Below are 25,328 nucleotides of genomic sequence, written 5' to 3'. Positions count from 1 at the left end.
TTTTTTAGAGATAAAAAAGGACAAGTAGCCAATCTGACTACTTGTCCTTACTGTTCATCTGTACGCAATACGATTAAGCTTGGAATGCTTCTGTTAATACTGGTACGATTTGTTTTTTACGAGATACAACACCTTTTAAAGTAGCTGTGTTGTTTTCTAGTGATACGTTGTATGCTTTCTCAACAACGTTTGCTGCTTTACCGATCGCAAGACCGACAGAATCATTAGTTAAGATATCAGTTACAACGAATAAGAATAGGTCTAAACCTTTTTCTTCTACTACTGCAGAGATTACTTTTTCAAGTTCCGCTTGGTGTACAAGAACGTCGTTTGTATCAACAGCGTTTACTTGTGCGATTTCAACTTTCGCATTACCCATTTGGAATTCTTTAGCGTCAAGAGAGATTAATTGCTCCATTGTTTTTCCGCTTAAGTCAGCACCAGCTTTTAACATTTCTAAGCCGTAGTTATCTGCATCTACACCAGCGATTTGCGCTAATTCACGAGCAGCTGCTACGTCTTGTTCTGTGCAAGTTGGAGATTTGAATAGTAAAGAATCTGAAATGATTGCAGATAACATTAAACCTGCAACTTCTTTACGAATTGTTACGCCATTTTCTTTGTACATTTTGTTTAAGATTGTAGCTGTACAGCCAACTGGCTCACAACGATAGTATATAGGATCGCTTGTTTCAAAGTTAGCAATACGGTGATGGTCAATAACTTCTAACACACGAACTGATTCGATATCGTTAGCACTTTGTTGACGCTCGTTATGGTCAACTAAAATAACGTTGTCCACTTCGCTTGCTACTGTCTCAACAAAACGCGGTCCTTCTACTTTAAAATAGTCTAACGCAAATTGAGTTTCACCGCTGATTTCGCCTAAACGTACAGGCTCAGCATTCATTCCTAATTCTTTTTTCAATTCTGCATAAGCAATTGCAGAACAAATTGCATCTGTATCTGGGTTTTTATGCCCGAAAACTAGTACTTTTTCCATGTTTTCCACCTCTTCATGAAAAGGATATCTTAAAGAAGCAAATATGACAATATTTAAAGCATATTTTTTTATAAATAATTGCACTTTCTTCTATATTTTTCATCATTTTCATAAAAAAAATCATCTAAAATGAATTAGATGATCGAAATGTATGTTTCAATTAAAATAGTGTAGGAGCTTGCACTACATTGTTAAAAGCGAAATTTGAGGATAAGCCATTATTCAAAAGGTTTACATCTATAACTTGATAAAACGCATTTCCAGTGTCTGCAATTTCCCAAACAGCTAAAATAAGATGGTATCCACTACGGTCAGTTGGTACATTTGCTTCGTGCGTTACTGTTGTCCCTGGTCTAGCTCCACCGTCATTTTTCACATAGAATGGCACTAAATCTAAATCTGATCGCGTTAAAGGTTTATTTGGATTCCAACCTTTTTTCGTAATATAATATTTCCACTCTTTTGTACTATGAGGAGCCGTTAGTTTCCACTTGAATGTATTCGTCCCGCCATTTAACGTAACTTTCTTCCACCTATCTACAGTTTGAACATCTAAAGCGGGAAAATGACCAGCCCCTGCAATTTGTCCATCAGAAGGTCCTAGTTGCGGAAATCCACCTATCCCTTCTACGCTTTGTGGTTCATATTGAATCGGTCCACAATTTACATTTACCCCTTGCTTACATAAATAAGATCGGCTCGCTGGTGATTCTACATATCCATGAGCTGAAGCCTTTTCTGAAAATCCAAATGTTAATAATCCCGTAAGTAATACTCCACCACTTAAAATAACTTTCTTCATCTTTTGTAAACTATTCTTTTTCATACTTTCATCCCCTTCCGATAATAAAGCGAAAATAACTATAGTTGGCTAGTCATCTTCTCTACATTTATTATAAGACGAGAATCATTACTAAAAGAACCCTCTAAAAACTTTCTCAAATTCATTTAGTGCGTTAATTAGATTATAATTAACTATTTTAACACCGCCAGAAAAATATAGACTGTGTTAAAAATAGTCGTTTATTATTCACTTACTAATAATTAAGCACTCTCCCCGTTTGATTATACCTTAAATGTTTTTATAATAAATAACCGTAGCATCTAACTTTCCATTCGGAGAAATTGCATACCCTGGTATTGTTCCAACTTCTTGGTAGTCTAGTGATTTATACAATTTATTGGAAGGATCTCCTTCTCTAGTATCTAATACTAAAAGAGACCTGTTTTCTTGCTTTGCTCGTTCCTCTGCTTTTTGCATAAGCGATCGTCCAATACCGTTACGTCTAAAGTTTGGATGAGTCATTAATTTGCAAATCTCGGCTCTATGAATTCCGTTAGGCTTAGTAACTAATTGTAATTGAATACTCCCTGCTACTTCGTTGTTTATTTTAGCCACATACAATATCACTTCTGGCGCTAATACTGTTCGCCAATACTTTGTTGCGTCTTTTTGTTCCAGTGGAGGCAAAAAACCAATTGATGCCCCATCATTTACAACCATTTTTAAAAGTTTCGAAAGTTCTTCCATATCATTTTCTAGTTGCTTTATTTCTTCAATTACTAAATTTCGCATTACTTTTCCCCCTTTTGTTTCATTGTAACAATTTTTAAAGAAGGAATAATGAAATAATAAGATGAATTTATAGAAAGATATGATTTTTTGTGAAAGGATAACGATATGAAATATATATTAGATAGAACGTACGCAAAAGAATTACTCGAATGGGCATATGAACAAAACCCGGGCCCTTGGTTTGAACATTCACTACATGTTGCTCATGCAACTGAAAACATAATTATAGAACTTATAAAAAAAGGGTACAAGCTAGATGCTGACATAGCATATAATGCTGCCCTTTTGCATGATATCGGAAGATACAAAGGTTTTACCAAATCGGTTATTCATTCCTATGATGGTTATATGTATATGAATGATTTAGGGTATACAGGAAACGCTGTTATTTGTGTGACACACTCATTCCCATGCAAAAATGAACATATAAATATCGCAGCGGAGTGGAGTCTCGTTCCTGACCATATGAGAAGCCGGTTAGTTGAAATATTAAATGAACATTGTAACTACGACTTATACAATAAAGTAATTACTCTTTGTGACGCTCTTGCTGATGCGGATGGCTTTACTACGCTGGAAAGAAGATTAATTTCTGTTGGTTTGCGTCATGGTACAACATCTCATACATCTTTACATTGGAAAGGGTTTTATGCGATTAAGAAAGAATTAGAAGCTTTAATCGGTAAGAGTATATACACAGTTCTTCCTGATGTAGAAAAATCTATTTATGAAGATATAGAATATTAAATTACATACAAATTGAAAACGATAAAATTTGTATGTATGTTTCTAAAAAACTCTTTCAAAAGTGGAGGGATTTCTTATTAGTAAAATAGGATTTGACTTGATAAACCTTGAGATGAATTTTGATTTTGGATATGAAGATATAAAAGAGATTTCTATGAGATGTAAATTTTCTAACTGTTCACATACAAATGAACCAAACTGCGCGGTTAAAAGAGCTATCTCTGACGGTGCTCTTTCTGAAGAAGTAGTTAACAGTTACTATAGAGATTTTAATGAGGCACATTATGTTTCTAAACAGAAAAATAAAACAAAAGCCATTGACTATATGAAGCAATTGAAGCTTTTTACAAAACCTTAAGATTAAATAGTTGTTATTTCTCATTCCTACTAAATTTAAAATTCTCCCATTATTGTATAACCATAAATTGAACCCATCCTAGATAATTTTTATACTCAAATTTAATTTCACATAAAAAACGTTTTAAACATAAAGTTTAAAACGTTTTTTTATTCAATGCTTTTGATTTTTCAGTTCTGTTAAACACTCTTGCACTAAAGTTACCGCTTGACTCATCGCAGCTCCGCCAGCAAATGCTGCTGAAACACCACATGCTTCCAGAATCTCTTTATCCGAACATCCTTGATCAAGACAACCTTTTGTATGATAAATTGTACAATACTCATCTTGCGTTGCTAAACTAATTCCTAATGCAATAAGTTGCTTTTCTCTTTTTGTTAAAGCATCCTCTTGAAAACAAGCTTGCGTGAACGCATTATATGTCTCAGCGATTTCAGGAATTTGATTTGTAAAACTACCTATACCTTCTTTATAATGATGTAGAATATCATTTATCGAACTATGTTGCTCATGTTCCATCTTATTCCCTCCAGTCATATTATCCATACTTATTGTAGTATGTGATGAAATGGAGGCAATATACCTTCTTTAGAATTAGGAATTTTCAGTTAATTTAAGTTATAATTTTAAATTATCATCTACAATAACTTTTTCTCTAGAACGTTTTCTTTCAACCACTTTACTTCTTTCTTCCCAAAAGGTTAATCCTTCAATCCCCACATTTTTAGGATTAAATACTGGATCTTTCCCTTCTTTTTTCTGCGTTTCATAATCTTTTAACACTTTTAATGCGGTTTTACTTAATAATAGAATCGCGATTAAGTTTAACCATGCCATACTACCGATTCCTAAATCTCCGAGATTCCATAAAAGCGACGCTGATTCAACACTACCGATGTAAACCATAATTAAAAATCCAAATTTTAAAACTGGTTTTAACCAGCCATACTTCAATTGACGATCTAAATAAGTAAGTGTCGTTTCAGCGATATAGTAATAAGCGAGTAACGTTGTAAATGCAAAAAAGAAAATCGCAATTGAAATAAATATTGGACCAAACCCTGTTATCACAGTTTCAACTGCTTGTTGTGTATAAATTGGACCAGCTTCCACATTTCCTATGTTTTGTACAATAGCGGTTTTCCCTTCAGGTATAACATTATACATACCTGTTATTAAAATCATAAGAGCTGTCGCTGTACATACGACAATTGTATCGATATATACGGAAAATGCTTGAACTAATCCTTGTTTTGCAGGATGCGATACTTCAGCAGCAGCCGAACTATACGTCGCTTCTCCGACACCAGCAACGTTTGAAAATACAGCGCGTTTTACGCCCCATGCAATAGCTGCACCAACAATTCCACCAAACATTTCATTTACACCAAATGCGCTAGAGAAAATTAAAACAAACATACTTGGAATCTCCGTTACATTCGCAATTAATATGATACATGTAACAATTACATAACCAATTGCCATAAATGGAACAAGCATTTGAGAAACGCCAGCAATTCTCTTTACACCACCAAAAATAATTGCTGCTAGTAACACGACTAAAAATATACCAGTTATATATTTGCTAATACCATTAGAGTTTTCGAATCCAACTGCGATACTACTAGATTGAATACCTGGTAATAACACGCCATACGAAAGTGTTACAACTACCGCTACAATGACTGCAAACCATTTCATTTTTAAACCTTTCTCAATAAAATATGGAGTACCGCCGCGATATTCATTCCCTACTTTACTTTTGTATACTTGAGATAATGTTGATTCTACAAACGCACTCGCTGCCCCTAACAAAGCCATGACCCACATCCAAAATACAGCTCCAGGCCCGCCGAAAGCGATAGCTGTCGCTACCCCTGCAATATTACCAATTCCAACTCTTCCCGATAAGGCTAAACAAAATGCCTGAAAAGATGATATTCCTGTCTCTGAACTCTTTCCTTCAAATAATAGTTTAATCATCTCTTTAAAATAACGAATTTGCAAAAAGCGTGTTGCAATCGTGAAATATACGCCTGCCCCTAATGCAAAAACAACTAAACCGATACTCCACACTTGCCCTACTAACCATTCTACTAAATTCTCCATCCAAATCCCCCTTATCATTCTTTGGAAAAGCAATTTTGTATATAAAAAACGGACAACTATTATCAAACTTTCTAGTTGTCCGCATCTTTCATTATTTCATCCCTCAATTATTTTCAGTAAAACATCCTATTATTTTATATTTACCCAAACACTTTTCACTTCTGTATAATTATCAAGCGCATATGAACCTAACTCGCGACCAATACCAGATTGTTTGTATCCACCAAATGGTACAGCTGCATTTTCTAAGTTATAATCATTAATCCATACTGTTCCTGCTTTTAATTTATTTGCCACTTGATGACCCGTTTTGATATTTTGCGTCCATACACCCGCAGCAAGGCCATAGGATGAGTTGTTCGCTCGTTCAATTACTTCTTCTGTCGAATCAAATGGAAATACAACAACAACTGGTCCAAATATTTCTTCCTTAACGATTGTCATATCGTCTGTAACGTCTGTGAATACAGTTGGCTTAACGAAATAACCTTTTTCAAGCGCACGTTCGCCACCAGCCGCAACTGTAGCACCTTCTTTCTTCCCTTGCTCAATGTAATGTAACACACGCTCTTGTTGTTTCTTAGATACGAGTGGACCCATTTCCGTTTCTTTATCCATACCTGCTCCAAGTTTTACGGTGTTCGCCATTTTCACAAGTGCATCTACTACAGTTTCATAATGTTTACGATGAACAAACACACGTGATCCTGCGCTACAATTTTGACCGTGATTATACATAATACCTTGGAATGCACCATTAATTGCTTCTTCCAAGTCCGCATCTTCTAAAATGATATTTGGTGATTTTCCGCCAAGCTCTAACGTTACATGCTTAATCATTTCTGCAGACTGACGCATAATATACTTTCCAGTAACAGTAGATCCTGTAAAAGCAACTTTATCAATGTCATGGTGATTTACAATTGCCGTCCCTGCTTCAGGACCAAATCCTGGTACAAAGTTTACAACACCGTTTGGAAATCCAGCCTCTTTAAAGAGTTTCGCTGTATACAGTAAAGATAAAGGCGTTTGCTCTGCTGGCTTTAATACGATCGTACAACCTGTCGCCAGTGCAGCTCCCATTTTCCAAGAAGACATAACGAGCGGAAAATTCCACGGAATAATCTGACCTACAACACCTACAGGTTCATGTCTCGTGTAATTTAAGTAATCTTTTGAAATTGGTATGGTTTGCCCAATAATTTTTGTAGCCCATCCTGCGTAATAACGATAATTTTCTACAGTCGCTGAAATATCATCATCAAGTGCTACTTGATATGGCTTTCCATTATCTAAAGCTTCTAGTTGCGCTAATTCTTCTCTATGTTCTTCAATTAAATCTGCTAATTTATAAATAAGATGCGCTCTTTCAGCAGTAGTCATTTCTGCCCACGGACCAGATTCAAATGCAGATCTTGCCGCTTTTACTGCAGCATCAATATCCTCTTCTTGCGCTTCACATACGACAGCTAGAACATCTTCTGTAGCCGGATTATACGTTTCAAACGTCTTTCCGCCAATAGCAGAAACAAATTCGCCATTAATAAACATTTTAATTTCTTCATTTAAAAACGCTTCCACTTTTGGTTTCAGCTCAATATTTGTCTTTAACATTATGTTCTCCTCCTTATTTAAACAGCTGCATGAGCTGCAATATTTGATAAAATCATTTGAAGCTTTTGATCTTCGTCAGCAGTTAACCCTAGTCTTGGATAGCGAGAAGGTCCTCCGGCTTGCCCATGTAATTCCATAGAACGTTTAACGATTTGAACATATTTCCCTGATCCTTCAAGAAACTCGCAAAGTGGTAAAATAGCATCGTTTATTTCCCACGCCTTTTCTAATTCACCATTTTGAAAATGCTCATACATTTTTGTAACGAGACCGGGAACGATATTTCCTGCTACTGAAACCCATCCCGAGGCACCAACTAAATATGATTCCATAACTAAATCTTCAGAACCACAGAAGACTTGGAAAGCCCCTTCACTTTGTCTTACTAAATCTCTTGCTTTTCGAATATCTCCGCTAGATTCTTTAATATGTGTAACATTTTCACACTCTTTTCCAATACGGAGCATTAGCTCTGTACTCATATCAACACCAGAAGTAAATGGATTATTGTATAACATAATTGGTATATTTACAGAGTTTGAGATTTCTTTAAAATGAAAATAAATCTCCTCTTCCTTCGGTTTACAATAGTAAGAGTTTATAATTAATGCACAATCCGCTCCGTGCGCTTCTGCATGTTTCGTATATTCAATTGTTTCTTTCGTCGTCTCTGCTGCAGTTCCAACAATGACTGGAATACGGCCATCAATTTCTTTCAACACGGTTTCTACCATTTTAAATCGTTCTTCTTTTGATAAACTTACAAATTCTCCTGTACTTCCATTAATGATGATACCTGCAACGTTTTGTTCGATAAAGTAATTTACATTTTGCTTTACCCCATCCCAATTAATTTCCTGAAATTCATCCATCGGTGTTATTAATACTGGAAATGCCCCTTTAATTTTTTGCATATTTATCTCTCCCTATCACATTTTATTTTAATAAGAAACCTGCTGGAAATGGATCCGTAGGGTCTAATAGAAACGTCTGCATCCCTGTAATAAATCCTCTACTTTCAAAACGGAAAATGTATCCTAGTTCCTCCTTCTTCACTTTTTCCACAATTATAAAACTATTAAATATACTTTCATTTTTAAAAGGTTGATCCGCCATATAATCATTTTTAAATAATGCATGAACATAAGAAACAATAGAAGAAACAAACCCCGGTGAACGGACAATAAAGTTATCTTCATGAAATGTAATCGATTTTATATGATTCTTTTCTTTTTGCGAAGGATCTACTAAAATAAGCCTTTTTATTAGCGACTGTTTTTGTATAGTCTGTAGTGTAGCTTCTCCCCATCTTTTCAATTCAGAAATGTTTTCAACACGAATTTCTGGCGAATACGTACCTTTCTCTACAACTGCATATACTTTATCTGCTTGTATGAGAGAATAACTTACATTACCAACCTGTAAATTTTCCTCAATCATATAGCATAGTTTGCTTTCAAACGAAACAGATATAACTTCATCATTCTCTACATACGCATGAACTAAAAATATTCCAGATAACGTTTCAATTTTGTATTGATTGGACTCTCTCTTTTTTAAATACCCACTTTCGAGTAACATCGTTATTACTGCAACAATGCCTCCATAATGAAGCGGAACCGAACCTTCATGATTAAAAAATAATACAGCTGCATCCACTTCATTATGGATAGATGGAACGACAATACACCCATTCAAACCGATAAAACCACGTGGTTCATTTAATAAAAGCTTCATCTCTTCTGCTAATTCACCTGAAAATTGTTCATTTAATTGCTCCAAACTGTAGTAGTATTTGCATGGTACGTCTTTCATTACACGAAATGCCTCGCCATTTACATGTACGTCTACTGCTGTATACATTTTTTGAATGTTCATTTTATATCCTCCGTTTCATGTTCCATCGGCGGAATTAGCAAAAATCCTTCTTTAAGTGGATCCATTTCATTGTAAAAAAATCTATGCATACCCATAAGCCAAGCTGATCCCGTAATTTTCGTTATGACAGCTTCAATATTTTCAACATGTGTCGTATTCATGACATATCCTTTAAATAAAGAACCAACGATACTCTCATGAATGAACTCTTCACCAATTTCGATTTCTTTCTGAGCGTATAATACAGCTAGCTTCGCAGATGTTCCTGTACCGCATGGAGATCGATCTATTCCGCCTGGTGGTACAACAACTGTATTTTTCACATGCGCACATTCATGAGTAGGATCTGTATAAAATTCAACATGTGTTAATCCTCTTATAAACGAATACTCTGGATGAGTGATTTCAAACTTCTCATTAATTGTGTTTCTTATATGAATCGCCTTATCGATGATTGTAGATGCATTTTCTGGTACTAATTCTAGATCTACTGATTTCGCATCAATAATGGCATAAAAATTCCCTCCATACGCAATATCAGCCTCTATAGTCCCAATGTCTTTCACTTGTACAGTAATATTTTTCAATAAAAAAGCTGGTATGTTACAGAAAGATACTTCTTTTGCTTTTCCATCTTGAACAGCAATATCTACTTCAACTAAGCCAGCCGGTGTATCTAGTTTTAAAGAAGTAATCGGTTCAACTACCGGAATTAAACCTGATTCAACTAACGCTGTACATACACCGATTGTATCGTGACCACACATCGGTAAATATCCACCTGTCTCTATGTATATAACACCTATATCAGCCTCAGGATGACACGGGTCTGTTAATAATGCTCCTGACATTACATCATGACCACGCGGTTCATTCATTAACAATTTTCGAATCCAATCATACTCCTTTTTCATATGTAACATCTTCTCTGCCATCGTCTCTCCAATCAACTTTGGAAGTCCACTAATTAATGTCCTCGTTGGATTCCCACCTGTGTGTGTATCAATCGTCGTAAAGACTCTTTGTGACCTCATCTGTTTAACACCCTTTCTGTAAAACGACTCAAACGAAGTGGTTCAATAGGAATAATTGTCTCTTTTTCATTTAATAACTCTTCAATTACTTTTCCAGTAACTGCTGCAAGACTAATCCCATCACCTTCATGTCCAGCGGCAATGAAATAATTCGGAATATGTTCCACTCGTGAAATAATCGGTAAATGATCTTCTGTCCACGGACGTAAACCAGCGTAAGAACGAATTACCATCATATCTGCCATTTTCGGATAAAAGCGAATTGCTCTATTTGCGATACATTTAATGACTTCATTATTTATCCTCGTATGAAATCCTACAAATTCACGACTACTACCAATTAAGAAATTTTGACTTTCAGTAGGCTCAAATACGAGCGCAACCCCGTATTTTTCAGTTAAAGCATCTACTTTTCGTTTTCCGCCAAATTTAGAAATTAAATAACCGAATTCCATTACTTTACGGCATCCTACGTGTTGTTGCCTTGAAGCTACAATAATATGCCCTTTTCTCGGTTCAATTGGTATATTTATATTTAACATCTGACCAATCTTAGGAGCCCACACACCGGCTGCATTTACAACTTGTTGTGCTGTAAAAGTTCCATTCGTAGTTTCTACAACAAATGAACCATCCGTCTCTATTTCCATACTCTTTACTTCCGTCTGCTTAAAAGCTTTTGCGCCAAACTTTTGTGCCTCTGACAGAAGCGAGAAAGCAAGGAGATATGGATTCACAGTTGAATCCGTCGCACATTCTAAACCGCCTAATAAATCCTCAGCAAAAAAAGGCGACTCTTCCCTTATATCTTGCCTATCAAGCATTCGAAACGGTAATCCAGCTTCTTTTTGCCGATTTACCCATTGCTGCGCAGCTTCCATCTCTTCGTCTGACTCACATACGAGAATACTTCCTGGTGCCCTATATTCAAATGAATGCTCTAATTCTTCACTTAAATCAGTTACTAATTTTTGACTTACTAAAGACATTTGACTATCAAATCCTGGGTCTTTATCAATGGCCAAAATATTCCCATCACACCGTGAAGACGTCCCGCTGACAAATTCCCCTTTTTCAATGATTGTTACGTCTCTTCCGTATTTTGAAGTGTAATAAGCGATAGAACACCCTATTATTCCACCACCTATAATTAAAACGTCGCAGTGCCTCACAATATACTCCTCCTTTCCTAGCCCTCTCACTTTCTTTTTATGCAATTGACGTGCCAATTCTGTACATATACAATTTTTATAAATAATATTTTTATTTGTAAAAATATTTTAAATTTATAGTAAATAGGTGTATTATTTTTTTATCACTGTCAAAATTTTTATACATAACAGGAGGACATTATGGAATTTTCATTTCCGACTATACAAGAATTTTTGGAAAGCGTTTTAATCAATCATACATGTAGCCTTGATCGCATTAAGAAAATAAACGAAAGGTTTTATTATCTCCCTTCTACTACAGAAGAATATAATTGCGCAATTATTTATGTAGATGACTCATTCACTGCATTAATTGACGCTTTTTCTTATGAATTAGCTGTTATCATCCTTAACGAAAACGATGAGCCGCTATGCTGTATAACTTCTCAGCAAATGATTCCATTTCTTTATAAGTCCTACAATGAACTACAGTCATTTTATGACACTGTAATACAAACAACTGACTCTTCTGTTACAGTCATTGATAGTAAAGAATACGTTCGAACTTGGACAGATGGCGCTGAAAAAATATTTTCAGTCAACCATAATGAGATTATTGGGCAACCGATTACTCGTTTTTTTGATTATAAAGACTTGGAAATTTTACAATCTTTACATGATGGAAAAAGCATAGTCGCTCAGTTCCATCAGCCTCGTCCCGATTTATTCGTATTAATTAATTCAAATCCAGTTTATTGTAATGATGAAATTATAGGAGCAGTCGTTTCAGAAACAGATGTTACAAATCAAGTCGCTTTAAATGAAAAACTATTTAATATGTCACATGAAATGCACCGTTTAGAACAAGAAGTGGCAAAGTATAAAGATGAATCCGATCCATTCCTTGCGATGAATGGGAAAAGTCCTGTTATACAAAGAACGATACAATTAGCTAGAAAAGTTTGTTCTGTAAAATCAACTGTTTTAATACTTGGGGAAAGCGGAGTTGGAAAAGAAGTATTTGCGAAAGCAATTCATGAAGCAAGTGAGGCAGCGAAGGCGCCTTTCATTTCGATTAACTGCGGGGCAATTCCAGAAGCGTTATTTGAAAGTGAATTATTCGGTTACGAGCGTGGGGCGTTTTCTGGAGCAAATAGTAAAGGAAAAAAAGGTAAAATTGAACTCGCGCAAGGCGGTACTTTATTTCTTGATGAAATAGGTGAAATGCCACTTGATATGCAAGTAAAACTGTTACGTGTACTGCAAGAGCGAAAGTATTACCGAGTTGGTGGTGAAAAAGAAATTAATATTGATTTCCGTATTATCGCTGCTACAAATCGTGATTTACAAGAAGAAATGAGAAAAGGAACTTTCCGAGAAGATTTATATTACCGCTTAAATGTAGTTAGTTTGCAGATTCCACCGCTGCGCGAAAGACGCGAGGATATTATTGAATTAACCTATTCTTTCTTAAACGATTTTTCAATCAACTACAACAGACCAATTCGTGACCTACCTTCAAGCATTATGCATGAACTGCTTCATTACAATTGGCCAGGTAATATTCGCGAACTTCGAAACGTTGTTGAACGGCTTGTGGTATTCGCAACAGACGGAATTATAAAACAAGAATATTTACCATTTCATACGACTGAAACTTTAGACAACCATACAGCTCATTCCCTATTACTCAGCAACAATAATACAATCCTTTCTTTACAAGAAGAGATGGATGAGCATGAGAAAAAAGTTATTGAAAGGGCTTTACGAATTTTAAATGGGAATAAATTAGAATGCGCAAAACAACTTGGTGTAACAAGGGCTACTTTATATAACCGTTTAAAGAAACTTGGACTTCAATAAAGAATCAGTATGCACCAATCAGGCGTTTACAGGTAGCCCTCTCTCCCTCCTCTATATTGGCATGATTTTTGCATATATAATTTGTGAAAATCGAACTAGAGGAGGAATACACGTGACAAATAAAAACAACTTAATCGTTTGTCGTTGTGAAGAGGTTACATATGGGCAACTTCAATCGACAATTGCTGAATATAACTGCTCGGCAAGAGAATTAAAATTAAGAACACGTGCTGGCATGGGATTTTGCGGTGGTCGCACATGCAGAATAATGATAGATCGAATGATTGAAAATGTGAATCTTGACGTAACTCTTAATGAACTACCGTTAAAATATCAACCACCAATACGTGCAGTTACTTTTGGATCAGTAGGTGAAAGTAAATGAATAGAATTACACATCACCCTATTTTAGGTACTTTACAAAGTAGTGAGCGTATTACCTTTCAATTTAACGGTCATCAATACGAAGCATATGAACATGAAACGATAGCTGCTGCCCTGTTAGCAAATGGAATAAGGACATTAAGAGTTCATGAAGATAGCGGAACACCGCGAGGTATTTATTGTAATATCGGGCACTGTTCCGAATGCCGCGTGACAGTAAATAATCAAACAAATGTACGCGCATGCTTAACTGTTGTAGAAGAAAACATGGTTGTTGAAAGCGGGAAACAGCATCCGAATATCGTGAGAGAGATGGTGAAAAAGCGATGAGTGATGTAATTATTATAGGTGCAGGGCCAGCGGGATTATCTGCTTCTATCTCTTGTGCTCGTTTCGGACTAAAAGTGCTCGTTATTGATGAATTTATGAAGCCGGGCGGGAGATTGTTAGGACAGTTGCATCAAGAGCCTACTGGAGAATGGTGGAACGGAATAGAAGAATCGAAGCGACTTCATGAAGAAGCAGAATCACTTTCAGTACATATCAGGTGCGGTGTTTCGGTCTATAATTTAGATAGAGATGAAAACAATTGGTTTGTACATACTAATATCGGCACGTTAGAAGCACCTTTCGTACTACTTGCTACTGGAGCTGCGGAATATTCTATTCCCCTTCCTGGCTGGACACTTCCAGGAGTGATGTCAATTGGAGCAGCTCAAGTTATGACAAATGTTCATCGCGTGCAAGTTGGAAAAAAAGGAATTATTATTGGTGCTAACATTTTGTCTTTCGCCATTTTAAGTGAATTGCAATTAGCGGGAATTAAAGTAGATCATATTGTACTCCCTGAAAAAAGCGAGTTAAGTCAAAAAGCTGGTGAACCTGAAGAAGTTTTAAACTCTCTTTTAAATGCAGCACATCTCGCTCCTTCTGCTATTTTACGAATAGGTAGCCACTTTATGAAATATGATTGGATTCGAAAAGCTGGATTAACATTCTATCCAAACAGCGGAATGAAAATAAACGGAACGCCACTTCACCTTCGGAAAGCAGCTCTTGAAATTATCGGAACAGATCAAGTTGAAGGTGTACGTATTGCTAATATTGACTCTAAAGGAAATGTTATTAATGGAACAGAGAAAATATATGAAGCAGATTTTGTATGTATTGCCGGGGGATTATACCCACTTGCCGAACTTGCAGCTGTAGCTGGTTGTCCCTTCCATTACATTTCAGAATTAGGTGGACACGTTCCTCTCCATTCTGAAGCAATGGAAACCCCTCTTCCCGGTTTATTTGTAGCTGGCAATATTACAGGCATTGAAAGCGGAAAAATTGCGATGGCGCAAGGAACAGTTGCAGGTCTATCTATTGCTAAATATGCAAGTAAAAAACCTGATATAGTCGACCAACAATTATCTCACGCCATTCAAAACGTTCACTTTGTTCGTCAGAAAGCTACAATTCAGTTTAATCCTATGCTAGATATCGGTAGACGAAAAATGAATGAAATTTGGCGTGATTATTCTTCTACATATGCACATACTAAAAAGAGCTGCTGAGATTATTCTCAACAGCTCTTTTTTCTAGTCATCTGAGTTATTAAATTTCGCTAATGCGTAAATGCCTTCTTCATCATCTAATTCAAGTTGTAATCTCGCTGCGAATGGATTGACATTATATTCTCTGTCAAGCAATAAGCGTAAAGCTTCGATTAAGTTTGCTTGAATTAAAATTTGCTGGCGACCATTTACCTCTACTTCCGCAGAGAAACCGTAGTCGTCATCATACATGAGTTCAACTAATACTTCTTCTGGACCCACTTGTCTTTTTTCAGCTATATATACGCAAAGCGCATTTATAAGCTCTTGTTCAGAAATTTTTATTGTTTCCATGCTACTTCATCTGCTTTCTTCTTACGTTGGTCTTTGAAGTATTTAAATGCACGAACTGCTAACATTACGATACCAGCCATTACTAACATATTTACCATAAACGCTAATACAGAACCAAGAGCTCCCATATTTGCAAATAAGCTACCCATTAGTAAACCACCAAGACCACCTAGTAATAAACCTTTCATAAAGCTTCCTTTATTACTTTTTGGTGCCGTGTTTGTTGCTTTCGTTTTTGAATCTGGAGTCGTTTTTTGAGAATTTACATTTGAGTCTTTTTTGTTTAAATCCACTTTTGACTTTTGACCTGAACTTGGTGTAAATGATTTTTTACCAGATTTGTAACTTTTCGCTGCTGCATGATCTACGAACATAAAGCTGCTAGCCCCAAAGATAACCATGAATGCTGTCATTACTGCTACAAGTTTTTTCAACATATTATATCCATTCTCCTTTTATATAGATATATGTGAAATCTATCTTTCTAGTAAATTCAGAATGATAGATTTGTTTTTAAGAACATTTTAAAGGTTCTTATGAACTTATTATATGAACTTTTGTCGAAATATGCAAGTATTATTTACTTTCAACAGTTTGGTCACAAAGGAAAAATTAAGCAAAACAGAATTGACTTTAAATGAAACAAAACATATTATAAGTTCATAAGAACTTTTTATTATTTTGGAGGTGAAAAGATGGAAACATTTCATCTCACACGAAACGAAATGGCTACCCTTCTTCTATCACTAAGAGGATGGAATACGAAAAAGCCTCTCGGTATTTTACAAGAAGCTTGGGCAAAGTCACATAAAAAAGATATTGAAAGCGGACAAAGCGTTACAGCTTTTATTACTACCGCACTTTCACCTATTTTTGAAAAGCTGATTAAAATTGACGATACTGATGTCGGTTTTTCTTTAAATGAAATAGTTGCGCTTGGCAATCAGATTGAAAACACAAGTTTCTCTGTAACTGCTATGCAAAACTGGGTGAAACGAGATATAAAAGAAATGATTGGCTCTCCTCAAAAAGGGAAAAAATATTCAATTGAACAAGCAGCCTTACTATTTATTGTCGAAGATTTAAAAACAGCACTTGATTTTGAATCCATTCGTAAGCTATTACGCCTTATTGTAAATGACCCAGCCGATCGAAGTGATGATTTAATCAATCCTGTTCATTTATATGTAGCATACTCTTCTCTATTTGAAGAACTCAATCAAGGGAATTGCTTACAATTAAATGCAACAGATACCGTTCATACAATTGAAAACATCGTAAAAGAAAAAGCTGATAAAATCGCAAGCAAGTTCGATCAAATTAATAACGAACAACGCGAAGCAATTCGTAACGCTATTATTATTGCGACCCTTTCTGTACATACCGCATATGTACAAATGTTAGCAAAGCGTTACGTAACAGCAACTTTATTTTTACAGAACTTAGATGTGAAGCCGTAAAAAACAAGCATCCCCCCGTCATATACGTAGTACAGGGGGATGCTTGTTTTCAATCAATATAAAATACAAAAATCATTTTACATCTAAGTTTCATTCTACAATAGCTCTTGATTATGTAAAAATCATGACTAACCTAACATTCAACAATGTTCATTTCTTTTTATTAAACTCCCATCAGATTTTCTCGATAAACTTAATTACTTCATCTTTATAATTATATTTGTCATTAATTTCTTGTAATAATTCAATATCATGCGTATGAGTTTTTCCTGTCTCTAACAGCTCACGATATAAATCAATATAAGGAAGATTTTTATTTATGGCATTTTTATATTCCTTTTCTACATCGTAAAAAACCTTTTTAAACCTCACATCAGTAATCCCTGCCTCATCAATTTCAAGAATTGCATACTGAGCACGTAAGTCAGAGTTTAGCTTATTCCACTTGTAAAAAGGTTGTCCAACTGTTCCTGGGTTAATAATTAATTGATCATTGCTACTATAGCGCAATAATTGATGGTGGGTATGAGCGTAAATCGCAATATCATAATCACGATCAAATAACCGATCAAACTGTTCCTGATTATTAGTGGGCCACAAATCTCCCCCGTAATTTTTATTTTGTAGATTATGACTAATACTGATTGATAAATCATTAACCTGTTTTGTTATATGTAATGGTAAATTTTTAACATGCTTAATATAGTTTTCATCCAAGTTTTCACATTGATACTGAACTAATCTAGAAACATAAATATCAGTTGCGTTATCAATATCAATATTTTTATTAAGAACGTCAAGAAAACTATCTTCCCAGTTTCCTTGTACATAAGTATCAACGTTAATACTTTCTAATATTTCAAATAAATCATTCGATCCAGGACCAGGCATAATTAAATCTCCTAAAAACCAATAATCAGTCACACCTTCTTTCATAGAATCTTCGATAACTGCTTTTAAAGCAGTTGCATTTCCATGTACATCTGCCAGTACAGCAATTTTATGTTTCATGTATTTTATTCCCTCCTCTAAATTTACGTTTCCATCTCATTCATTTTTTATTTTCGAACCAAATCAAATTGAATAGGCATATTCTTTTTTAGGCAATTTTACTATCTCTTGAATGAAATTTGATTTCTCTAAAATGTCCTCTAACTGCCCCTCACTATAGACGTAAATACCACCTACATATGAACTGTACGCCTTTTTCTCAGTTATTACTGCTAAGGTGCTATTTTCCTTTTTAAAATCACCCTCTAGTCCTTTTTCAAAAGATAAACTTTTGGCTTCTGAAAAATAAAGGTGAATTAACGTCGCTAATTGTACGTCCTCTGATTTTGCAAAGTACTTTATTTCATTTAAAATCATTTCATCTTGTAAAGGAAGAAAGTCTTCTACTTCTAACTTCTCTCCTTTATGAAAGAAGTTTTGAAGTTCAGGAGTATAGAACGAAAGATTTTTCTCCTCTATCATTTTTAAAATTGTTTGCAGCAATATGTCTTTTCCTATCACAAACGGGTGGCCAAATCCATTATTGTAAAGCCCTTCTTTCATTTTCATTAATTGTTCGATGAAGGGGATTCCTGATTCTTCAATAACAAGTTTATCGTCAATTAAACGCATGTTAGCAATCAATTCTTCTATCTGTAAACCTTCTAATTCAAGCGATGAGTAATATAAATCTCTATTCCAAAAATCTAATTGATCCATTCCTAATGAATTAAATAAGAGCTCATCTATAATTGGAAAAACTCCATCTTCTGTTAAAGCTTTCGTTACATCATCTAATAATCTAGGTGTTTGATTTAAAATCGTACGTATTTCTTCGTCCTCTTGAATGATTCGTACCGTCCACTCACCATGATCTTCACCCGATATTTGCTGAAAACAATGTGAATATGGCCCATGTCCAACATCGTGTAGAAGGGCTACAGTAGATACTAGCTTTCGTTCATATTTCGATAAATGTATGTCACCAATCTCAGTAAGATGTTCTATCACTTTATTTACTAGCACATATACACCTATCGAATGTTCTTCCCTCGTATGTATTGCGTTCTCATGTAAAAAATAAGTATGTCCTTGTTGTTTAATATTCGCCAACCTTTGAAATGCTTTTGTATCTATCAATCGAAGGATATCTCTATCACGAATAGAGATTGGTCCATAAATCGGATCTGTAATATACATACGTTCTCCTCCTATTTTTGTAAATGAAAGACCTATACCATTATACTTAATTTTCAGTCTATTATCATTGATATATGAGAAATTTTTAATAATCTTTTCATTAACCCTTCATGAAAACGCGGCTTATATCTTTTACTATAATAATTATGAGAGACATAAAAGAATTGAAATAGCAATCCCCTATGTAAATAAGGTATAATCTACATATAGTGAACCTTTTACGTCATTAAATAAAAGGTTCTTATACTCAAAAATTCATAAACTAGAAGGTGCAACAATGTTAAGTAGTTTTATTCATTCAGTATTAACGTTTTTTGAAGGATTAGGTTATTGGGGCATTATGCTTGGACTTATGATTGAAATTATCCCAAGTGAAATTGTCCTTGCTTATGCAGGATACTTAGTATTCAATGGAAGTATCTCATTTATAGGCGCTGTTGTATTCGGTACAATTGGCGGTGTTATTGCTCAAATCTTTATTTATTGGCTTGGACGATACGGCGGACGCCCTATATTAGAACGTTACGGAAAATATATTTTCATACATAAAAAACAAATAGATGCTGCAGAAGATTGGTTTAATCGTTACGGAACTGGCGTCATTTTTACAGCACGCTTCATTCCAGTAGTGCGTCATGCGATTTCAATTCCTGCTGGTATTACAAAAATGCCATTACTACGTTTCACTACATTAACAGCACTTGCGATTATCCCTTGGTCTATTATTTTCATTTATTTAGGTGAAAAACTAGGTGAAAATTGGGAGAATATAAATGATATTGCTGGTCCGTATGTGAAATCATTCGCAATTGGTGGCGTCGTACTTATACTTTTATACTTCGTTATAAAAAAATGGACAAAAAAGCGTAAAAATCTCGCTTAAGAATATAATAAAAACCGCTATAAATTCATTCGGAATTATAGCGGTTTTTTATTTATATATGAATTAATCTTCAGGAATTATATAACACCTTTCCATCTACATTTACATGGATAAGCAACCATTTAATCATTTCTTTCGTATATTATCTCAAAAAGGAGTGGTTCCCCTATGCATTGGCAGCAAAAAATACCGTACTTAATCGGACGCCCTATCGGCATTTCCTTCATAAATGGACAAGGAACTTCTGGTGTATTATGTTCAGCGCATGATGGTCAATTATATGTGTATGAATACCTTTATCAAGCTCAGTTTGCAATGAAACATTATGATTATAGACAGATTCAAGATATACATGCATTCCCAAATTGTCCTCACCAAAATCCTCTATACTAAAAAAATCGGAACGGCTCATAGCCATTCCGATTTCTATACTTTATTTCTCAGAATAAAATTTCTGCACTGCTTCATCAAAATAAATCCAACCTTTCCAGCCCAAATGAATCGTATCTTTTAAGAAATACTTATCATATTCATGACCAGAGAAATCAATTACTGGATATCCTGCTTTCTCAACCTGTTCTCGAACTTTTTTATAATACACTTCACGGCGTTCTTTCGGGAAGCCAGTATAATCATACCAAGGCCCATTTACAGGTACAGAAATAAAGAGTGGTTTGACATTTTTCTCTTTAAATAACTCTAAAATAATTTGTAAATCACCGTATTCTGGTGATTCATCATATGTTTCATTTGCTCTAAAGTTTTTTAAACCTTTTAGTTTTTTCTTCAGATTATTCTTATGATAATACGGATTTTCAATTCCGAATGTATTTGTAGTAGATTCAGCTTTCCCTTCTTGTTCTGCGTGTTTACGTGCGTCTTCCCAAGAAATTGAACGAAGTCCGATATTTGTTTTCTCTTTCATCGGTTCGATTTTAAATAAAGAGTTAAATAAATCTCTATGATCTAAAATATTTCGATGCATATAAGCAAGTGGTTTAACTAACCCTGCTTTTATGTTATGTTTCGAATCATTATATACAATACCTTCTAATGAATTTTTTAATATATCATCTTCTTGAACAACTTTATAATCTAATAGCCGTTTCGCGATTTGCTTCTTCATTTCTGGATTTATCTCATCATTAAAAATAAAATGATATGCTTGTTGTTTGGAGAAATTATTAGTGAAATCCCCTTGTGATACACCAGTCTTTGTAAACCATTGTGGTGAAAGAACAAAGACTACTTTTTTACCTTCTAATTCATCCATAGTAGATGTCATATTTAAAATATGAGCTAAACTTTGTGTACCACCAGTTCCAATTAAAAACGGTGTAAAACCAGTTGGGTTTACTTTGAAATAATTAGACGGATGATATGCATCCATTCGTAAAAATTCTGATGAACCGTACATCGGTAAATACTGTGAATTCTCTAACATTTTTTGCTGTAAGAAAACACTTTGTAATTTCTCTTTTTGTAAAGAAGTTGCCGCATCTTCTACCTTCTTATCACTAATAAGCGATACTAAACTTTTCGATGGGATTAGAATGATAATGAAAAAAAGCACACACGCTAAAATTATAGGACCAAAAGCATGCTTCATTTTCATCTTCTGTCCCTCTTTCTATCGTTATTAAATTGTAACCCTTGTTTTTGACACGTCATCTTTTCTCTCCTTTTTCTCTATACATGTTCCATTCTATTTATCTATTATATACATGTATGTATTTCCTTACTTGGTCTATTAAGTCCTATATAAATAGCACAAGAAAATGTTTCCATAGAAACACGTTAATTATACAAGATTCTACATAAATTTCACACTGGAATTTCATTAATAATTTTATTTTTTAACAATAAAAAAACATATGAAATGTCTAGAATTCTTCGGATGATGTATGAAGTTCAAAATATGATAATAAACGCCCGCTATGATTAACTTCATGAGTATATATAAACCCGAGCTTTCGTAAAAGTTTTTTCGAGCTCTCATTTGCTACTTTAACTCTAGCAATTATTCTTGTTACATTCAAAGTCTCTATTGCATATTTAATGGAAGCCTCTGCTGCTTCTAATGCATACCCATTCCTCCAATGTTCTGGGTCAAGGAGATACATAATTTCTATTTCACCTGTTTCCTCTACCGTTCTTAAACCACAATGTCCTAAAAGCTTTCCTGTTTTACTATTAAATAACAACCATACCCCGAAGTCATACTGTTCCCAATGTAAGATAAGTTGCCCAATATAATCATTTGTTTCTTCCTTCGACATTCCTCTTGATTTAGCCAACCATTTGCCAACAGTATCTTTTTTTAATATGTTATAAAACTGATTAATATCTTCTACAATTGGTTTCCTCATAAATAATCTTTTTGTATAAATTACTTTCTCTTCTTCAAACATAGACATCATTTCCCCTCCAAATACTGTTTACAGACTAATAAATTATACCATGAACTATTTTTCTAACTTTAAATGAGAAAAACAGACTATCACATACATGAAGTCTGTTTCTCCATCACTTTATTTTTGTACATCTGCCCATTTTAAACTTGTAGCTGGACCAAATTGATGTACATATAAATCTTTCACATAGGGTTTTTGTAAGTAAGATAATCCGCGCTGGAATACTGGAGCAATTACCGCATCATCCAGTAGCATTTTTTCAGCATCTTGCATTGCTTTCCAGCGAGCCTTTTCATCATTACCTAATTCTGTTTTAATCTTCTTAATTAACGCATCATATTCTGGGTTTGCATATTCTGTATTATTGACGCTACTTCCAGAAAGGAATACTTCTAAGTAAGTCATTGGATCTGGATAATCTGGTAACCAGCGTGATAACGACATTTCATATTCTTTCTTCTTCTCAAGTGCTAATTTTTGCGTATGCGGTTGTAATTTCACATTCACTTTTAATCCTGGTAAGTTTTTCTCAAGCTGCTCTTTAATGTACTCTCCAACTTTTTTAAAGTTTTCCAAGTCATAATTTAATAGTTCTAACGTCACTTCATTTGTACCTGTCTCTTGTTTTGCTTTCTCCCAATATTCCTTCGCCTGTTTTACATTTGTCTTATTAAACTCACCAGCCGTACTTCTAAAATCTTTCTTATCTGGGCCCTTTAAAAATCCTTTTGGTACGTAATAGTTTGCTGCAACCGATCCATCATTTAAAAATGAATCTGCGAGTCCCTTCTTATCAAAAACTGTACTTAGCGCAAGACGTGCATTTTTATTTTTAAGAATCGGTACATTTTCATTAAATCGGAAGAAGTACATAACTGGATCTGTATATTGTTTTAACTCTTTATTATTTTTATATTTATCTACGAATTCTGTAGAAATAACAGCTCTATCACCTTTATCTGTTTCATATAAATTTACCGCAGTTGAAATTTCTTTTACAATTTGATAGTTTACTTCATCTAACTTCACTTCTTTTTTATCCCAATACTTATCGTTTTTCTTCATTGTAAAGCTAGCTTCATGCTTCCACTCTGATAATGTAAACGGTCCATTATATACCGCTTTATTTGCTTCTAATCCATATTTATCACCTTGCTCTTTCGCATATTTTTCGTTAATTGGATAGAAGGATGGTAAAATTAATAATTTCGTAAAATACGGTACAGGATGTTCTAGCTCTACGACGAATGTTTTATCATCCTTCGCTTTTACTCCTAATTCATCTAGACCTAGTTGTTTTTTATTTATTTTCTCAGCATTTTTTACATCGTACGCAATGTATGCATATTGAGAAGCAGTATCTGGATTTACCAATTGCTTCCAAGCGTATACGTAATCATGAGCGGTTACTGGCTCTCCGTTAGACCATTTCGCATCACGTAATTGGAATGTATATGTTTTTCCATCTTTACTCACTTCATATTTTTGTGCGCCGGCTTCAATTACTTCATCATTTTTCGATAGACGAAATAGTCCTTCCATTACGTTATTCAAAACGTTAAACGAGACTGCATCTGTTACTTTCCCTGAATTTAACGACGGAATTTCACCTGTTTCTAGTAACTGTAATACTTTCTTCTCATCTTTCGGCTTTGTTGCAGTTTTTTCTTTTGCGCAACCAACTAAAAATGAAGAAACTAATAGAGTACTAACTAATGAGTAACGAACAACTTTTTTCATTTAAAAACCCCCTTCTATTTTTAAGGTAAGTAACGACGAGCACCAGCGTATTCTTCTATATATCCTGGTGTATTTAGCGGTATAATCTCTACCGACCTTTCAGCTCTTGGTGAGTGAATCATATTGCCATCACCAATATACATTGCAACGTGATGGACACTACCTTTCCCTTGATCATGTGCAAAGAAAATTAAATCTCCTTTTTGTAGATTTTCTTTATCAACTGCAACCCCTGCTCTTGATTGCGGTCCAGAATCTCGCGGAATTGTAATGCCGTGCGATTTATAGATCGTATGTGTGAAGCCAGAGCAATCAAATCCAAAACCACTTGTACCAGCCCATATATACGGTAAGCCTAAAAACATTTTCCCTGTGTTAATTAAATCATCGGCCGCCGGAGTTGGAATATCAGTTTGAGATCGGTAAACTGTTCCATCATTTTTTCGTAGCCATGCTTTCTGACCATTTGGCAACAATACACGGTATGAAATTGTGTCTTCACTTAATAGCGGCAGTCTTGTATTATAACTGACTTCAAGTGATTTATGTTTTTCAGAAGGATTTATATATAAAATCGCTGTTGGTTTGGTTATTAAGACAAAAGGTTCATTTGTTTTATCTGCAAATTCTTGATTATATGTTAATTGTTTTTCAGGCATCCAGCCCGGATAACCTTCTTCATTTCGTGGTGTTGGCTGTCCATGCACTAATACCTTCACCCATTCGCCTTTCTTATCAATAACAGTTACTTCTTGACCGAGTAAAGCTTGTGTTTCTAATTTATTTGCATTTGTTAACCATAGTTTCTCGTCAAGTGTCATTGATTTCGTCCATTTCCATAGATCCACTGGATTTGTTGCACTCGGTGTATCGATTGGTCTTAATGAATCAGGTGCTGTCCATAACGTTGCAGCAGATACATCTATAAATGCTTTATTATCCTTCTTTTCTTCAGCATTTGCCGATGTAAACGATGAAAATATAAATAAAGTTGTTAAAAATGCAGTTCCTACTTTTTTCATATATATC

The 25,328-nt window shown here is 34.7% G+C and carries 27 protein-coding genes; 9 read left to right on the top strand and 18 right to left on the bottom strand.

Going from position 1 to position 25,328, the window contains the following annotated elements; translation table 11 throughout:
- Positions 1 to 73 precede the first annotated feature (73 nt).
- From ppaC to GBN91_RS17765, 3 genes are all read right to left on the bottom strand, one after another.
- Positions 74 to 1,003: a manganese-dependent inorganic pyrophosphatase gene (gene ppaC / locus GBN91_RS17775; protein ID WP_000416873.1), complete on the bottom strand. Its 930-nt coding sequence runs from the start codon at positions 1,001 to 1,003 to the stop codon at positions 74 to 76.
- A gap of 160 nt (positions 1,004 to 1,163) precedes the next feature.
- On the bottom strand, positions 1,164 to 1,829 hold the full coding sequence (locus tag GBN91_RS17770; protein WP_000742279.1) for a lytic polysaccharide monooxygenase: 666 nt from the start codon (positions 1,827 to 1,829) through the stop codon (positions 1,164 to 1,166).
- Between the two features lie 246 nt (positions 1,830 to 2,075).
- The gene (locus GBN91_RS17765; RefSeq protein ID WP_016122672.1) at positions 2,076 to 2,579 is read right to left on the bottom strand and encodes a GNAT family N-acetyltransferase; all 504 of its coding nucleotides are present in this window, start codon (positions 2,577 to 2,579) and stop codon (positions 2,076 to 2,078) included.
- 105 nt (positions 2,580 to 2,684) lie between these two features.
- Between GBN91_RS17765 and GBN91_RS17760 the strand changes: the two genes are divergently transcribed.
- Both GBN91_RS17760 and GBN91_RS17755 read left to right on the top strand, forming a co-directional pair.
- Complete coding sequence (locus GBN91_RS17760) at positions 2,685 to 3,326, top strand: HD domain-containing protein (protein ID WP_000874111.1); 642 nt, start codon at positions 2,685 to 2,687, stop codon at positions 3,324 to 3,326.
- Between the two features lie 61 nt (positions 3,327 to 3,387).
- A complete protein-coding gene (locus GBN91_RS17755; protein WP_080120270.1) occupies positions 3,388 to 3,684 on the top strand; it encodes a P-loop NTPase family protein in 297 nt (98 codons plus the stop codon).
- A 153-nt stretch (positions 3,685 to 3,837) separates the two neighbouring features.
- Here the strand turns inward: GBN91_RS17755 and GBN91_RS17750 are convergent, their stop codons facing one another.
- The 7 genes from GBN91_RS17750 to GBN91_RS17720 form a co-directional block, all read right to left on the bottom strand.
- Positions 3,838 to 4,230: a carboxymuconolactone decarboxylase family protein gene (locus GBN91_RS17750; protein ID WP_183128499.1), complete on the bottom strand. Its 393-nt coding sequence runs from the start codon at positions 4,228 to 4,230 to the stop codon at positions 3,838 to 3,840.
- Positions 4,231 to 4,302: 72 nt separating this feature from the next.
- Entirely contained in the window at positions 4,303 to 5,793 is a 1,491-nt protein-coding gene (locus GBN91_RS17745) for an alanine/glycine:cation symporter family protein (protein WP_152121881.1), read from the bottom strand.
- A gap of 129 nt (positions 5,794 to 5,922) precedes the next feature.
- Complete coding sequence (locus tag GBN91_RS17740) at positions 5,923 to 7,407, bottom strand: aldehyde dehydrogenase family protein (RefSeq protein WP_152121879.1); 1,485 nt, start codon at positions 7,405 to 7,407, stop codon at positions 5,923 to 5,925.
- A gap of 17 nt (positions 7,408 to 7,424) precedes the next feature.
- A complete protein-coding gene (dapA, locus tag GBN91_RS17735) occupies positions 7,425 to 8,321 on the bottom strand; it encodes a 4-hydroxy-tetrahydrodipicolinate synthase (RefSeq protein WP_061113185.1) in 897 nt (298 codons plus the stop codon).
- Positions 8,322 to 8,343: 22 nt separating this feature from the next.
- Positions 8,344 to 9,285: a proline racemase family protein gene (locus tag GBN91_RS17730; RefSeq protein WP_097987240.1), complete on the bottom strand. Its 942-nt coding sequence runs from the start codon at positions 9,283 to 9,285 to the stop codon at positions 8,344 to 8,346.
- Positions 9,282 to 10,319 (bottom strand): proline racemase family protein, encoded by a 1,038-nt coding sequence (locus tag GBN91_RS17725; protein WP_001257540.1) that lies wholly within the window; start codon positions 10,317 to 10,319, stop codon positions 9,282 to 9,284. Before GBN91_RS17725 ends, GBN91_RS17730 begins: the two co-directional genes overlap by 4 nt.
- Positions 10,316 to 11,491 carry an NAD(P)/FAD-dependent oxidoreductase gene (locus GBN91_RS17720; RefSeq protein ID WP_001215265.1) on the bottom strand — a complete coding sequence of 392 codons (1,176 nt, stop codon included), beginning with the start codon at positions 11,489 to 11,491 and terminating at the stop codon, positions 10,316 to 10,318. The genes GBN91_RS17725 and GBN91_RS17720 overlap by 4 nt, the downstream gene beginning before the upstream one ends.
- Before the next feature lie 180 nt (positions 11,492 to 11,671).
- Here GBN91_RS17720 and GBN91_RS17715 point away from each other — a divergent pair, with 180 nt between their 5' ends.
- From GBN91_RS17715 to GBN91_RS17700, 4 genes are all read left to right on the top strand, one after another.
- On the top strand, positions 11,672 to 13,333 hold the full coding sequence (locus tag GBN91_RS17715) for a sigma-54 interaction domain-containing protein (RefSeq protein WP_152121877.1): 1,662 nt from the start codon (positions 11,672 to 11,674) through the stop codon (positions 13,331 to 13,333).
- 112 nt (positions 13,334 to 13,445) lie between these two features.
- A complete protein-coding gene (locus tag GBN91_RS17710; protein ID WP_113303591.1) occupies positions 13,446 to 13,718 on the top strand; it encodes a (2Fe-2S)-binding protein in 273 nt (90 codons plus the stop codon).
- Positions 13,715 to 14,047, top strand: coding sequence for a (2Fe-2S)-binding protein (locus GBN91_RS17705; RefSeq protein WP_113303592.1), 333 nt, complete (start codon positions 13,715 to 13,717; stop codon positions 14,045 to 14,047). The genes GBN91_RS17710 and GBN91_RS17705 overlap by 4 nt, the downstream gene beginning before the upstream one ends.
- Positions 14,044 to 15,279 (top strand): NAD(P)/FAD-dependent oxidoreductase, encoded by a 1,236-nt coding sequence (locus GBN91_RS17700; protein WP_152121875.1) that lies wholly within the window; start codon positions 14,044 to 14,046, stop codon positions 15,277 to 15,279. The genes GBN91_RS17705 and GBN91_RS17700 overlap by 4 nt, the downstream gene beginning before the upstream one ends.
- Before the next feature lie 24 nt (positions 15,280 to 15,303).
- Here GBN91_RS17700 and GBN91_RS17695 read toward each other — a convergent pair whose 3' ends face one another.
- Complete coding sequence (locus GBN91_RS17695; RefSeq protein WP_000447758.1) at positions 15,304 to 15,612, bottom strand: YxcD family protein; 309 nt, start codon at positions 15,610 to 15,612, stop codon at positions 15,304 to 15,306.
- Positions 15,600 to 16,049: a hypothetical protein gene (locus GBN91_RS17690; protein ID WP_000914478.1), complete on the bottom strand. Its 450-nt coding sequence runs from the start codon at positions 16,047 to 16,049 to the stop codon at positions 15,600 to 15,602. The genes GBN91_RS17695 and GBN91_RS17690 overlap by 13 nt, the downstream gene beginning before the upstream one ends.
- A 258-nt stretch (positions 16,050 to 16,307) precedes the next feature.
- On the opposite strand from GBN91_RS17690, the gene GBN91_RS17685 reads away from it, so the two are divergent.
- Entirely contained in the window at positions 16,308 to 17,072 is a 765-nt protein-coding gene (locus tag GBN91_RS17685) for a DUF1836 domain-containing protein (protein ID WP_000447231.1), read from the top strand.
- A gap of 174 nt (positions 17,073 to 17,246) precedes the next feature.
- Here GBN91_RS17685 and GBN91_RS17680 read toward each other — a convergent pair whose 3' ends face one another.
- Entirely contained in the window at positions 17,247 to 18,083 is an 837-nt protein-coding gene (locus GBN91_RS17680) for a metallophosphoesterase family protein (protein ID WP_000680866.1), read from the bottom strand.
- A gap of 63 nt (positions 18,084 to 18,146) precedes the next feature.
- The gene (locus GBN91_RS17675; RefSeq protein WP_000275988.1) at positions 18,147 to 19,262 is read right to left on the bottom strand and encodes an HD domain-containing protein; all 1,116 of its coding nucleotides are present in this window, start codon (positions 19,260 to 19,262) and stop codon (positions 18,147 to 18,149) included.
- A 277-nt stretch (positions 19,263 to 19,539) separates the two neighbouring features.
- Between GBN91_RS17675 and uptA the strand changes: the two genes are divergently transcribed.
- Together uptA and GBN91_RS17665 are read left to right on the top strand one after the other, a co-directional pair.
- Complete coding sequence (gene uptA, locus GBN91_RS17670) at positions 19,540 to 20,145, top strand: undecaprenyl phosphate transporter UptA (RefSeq protein ID WP_000952913.1); 606 nt, start codon at positions 19,540 to 19,542, stop codon at positions 20,143 to 20,145.
- A 168-nt stretch (positions 20,146 to 20,313) separates the two neighbouring features.
- The gene (locus GBN91_RS17665; RefSeq protein WP_000558689.1) at positions 20,314 to 20,538 is read left to right on the top strand and encodes a hypothetical protein; all 225 of its coding nucleotides are present in this window, start codon (positions 20,314 to 20,316) and stop codon (positions 20,536 to 20,538) included.
- A 40-nt stretch (positions 20,539 to 20,578) separates the two neighbouring features.
- Here the strand turns inward: GBN91_RS17665 and dltD are convergent, their stop codons facing one another.
- From dltD to GBN91_RS17645, 4 genes are all read right to left on the bottom strand, one after another.
- Entirely contained in the window at positions 20,579 to 21,760 is a 1,182-nt protein-coding gene (gene dltD / locus GBN91_RS17660) for a D-alanyl-lipoteichoic acid biosynthesis protein DltD (RefSeq protein ID WP_061112978.1), read from the bottom strand.
- A 268-nt stretch (positions 21,761 to 22,028) separates the two neighbouring features.
- On the bottom strand, positions 22,029 to 22,562 hold the full coding sequence (locus GBN91_RS17655; protein WP_000061618.1) for a GNAT family N-acetyltransferase: 534 nt from the start codon (positions 22,560 to 22,562) through the stop codon (positions 22,029 to 22,031).
- Between the two features lie 114 nt (positions 22,563 to 22,676).
- The gene (locus GBN91_RS17650) at positions 22,677 to 24,299 is read right to left on the bottom strand and encodes a peptide ABC transporter substrate-binding protein (RefSeq protein ID WP_152121873.1); all 1,623 of its coding nucleotides are present in this window, start codon (positions 24,297 to 24,299) and stop codon (positions 22,677 to 22,679) included.
- 20 nt (positions 24,300 to 24,319) lie between these two features.
- A complete protein-coding gene (locus GBN91_RS17645; RefSeq protein ID WP_006921880.1) occupies positions 24,320 to 25,321 on the bottom strand; it encodes a C40 family peptidase in 1,002 nt (333 codons plus the stop codon).
- Positions 25,322 to 25,328: the final 7 nt, after the last annotated feature.

The organism is Bacillus sp. B1-WWTP-T-0.5-Post-4 (genome assembly GCF_009183795.1).
GTDB lineage: Bacteria > Bacillota > Bacilli > Bacillales > Bacillaceae_G > Bacillus_A > Bacillus_A cereus.
Note: the sequence above shows the minus strand (reverse complement) of the source record. Positions and strands in the feature narration are given on the sequence as shown.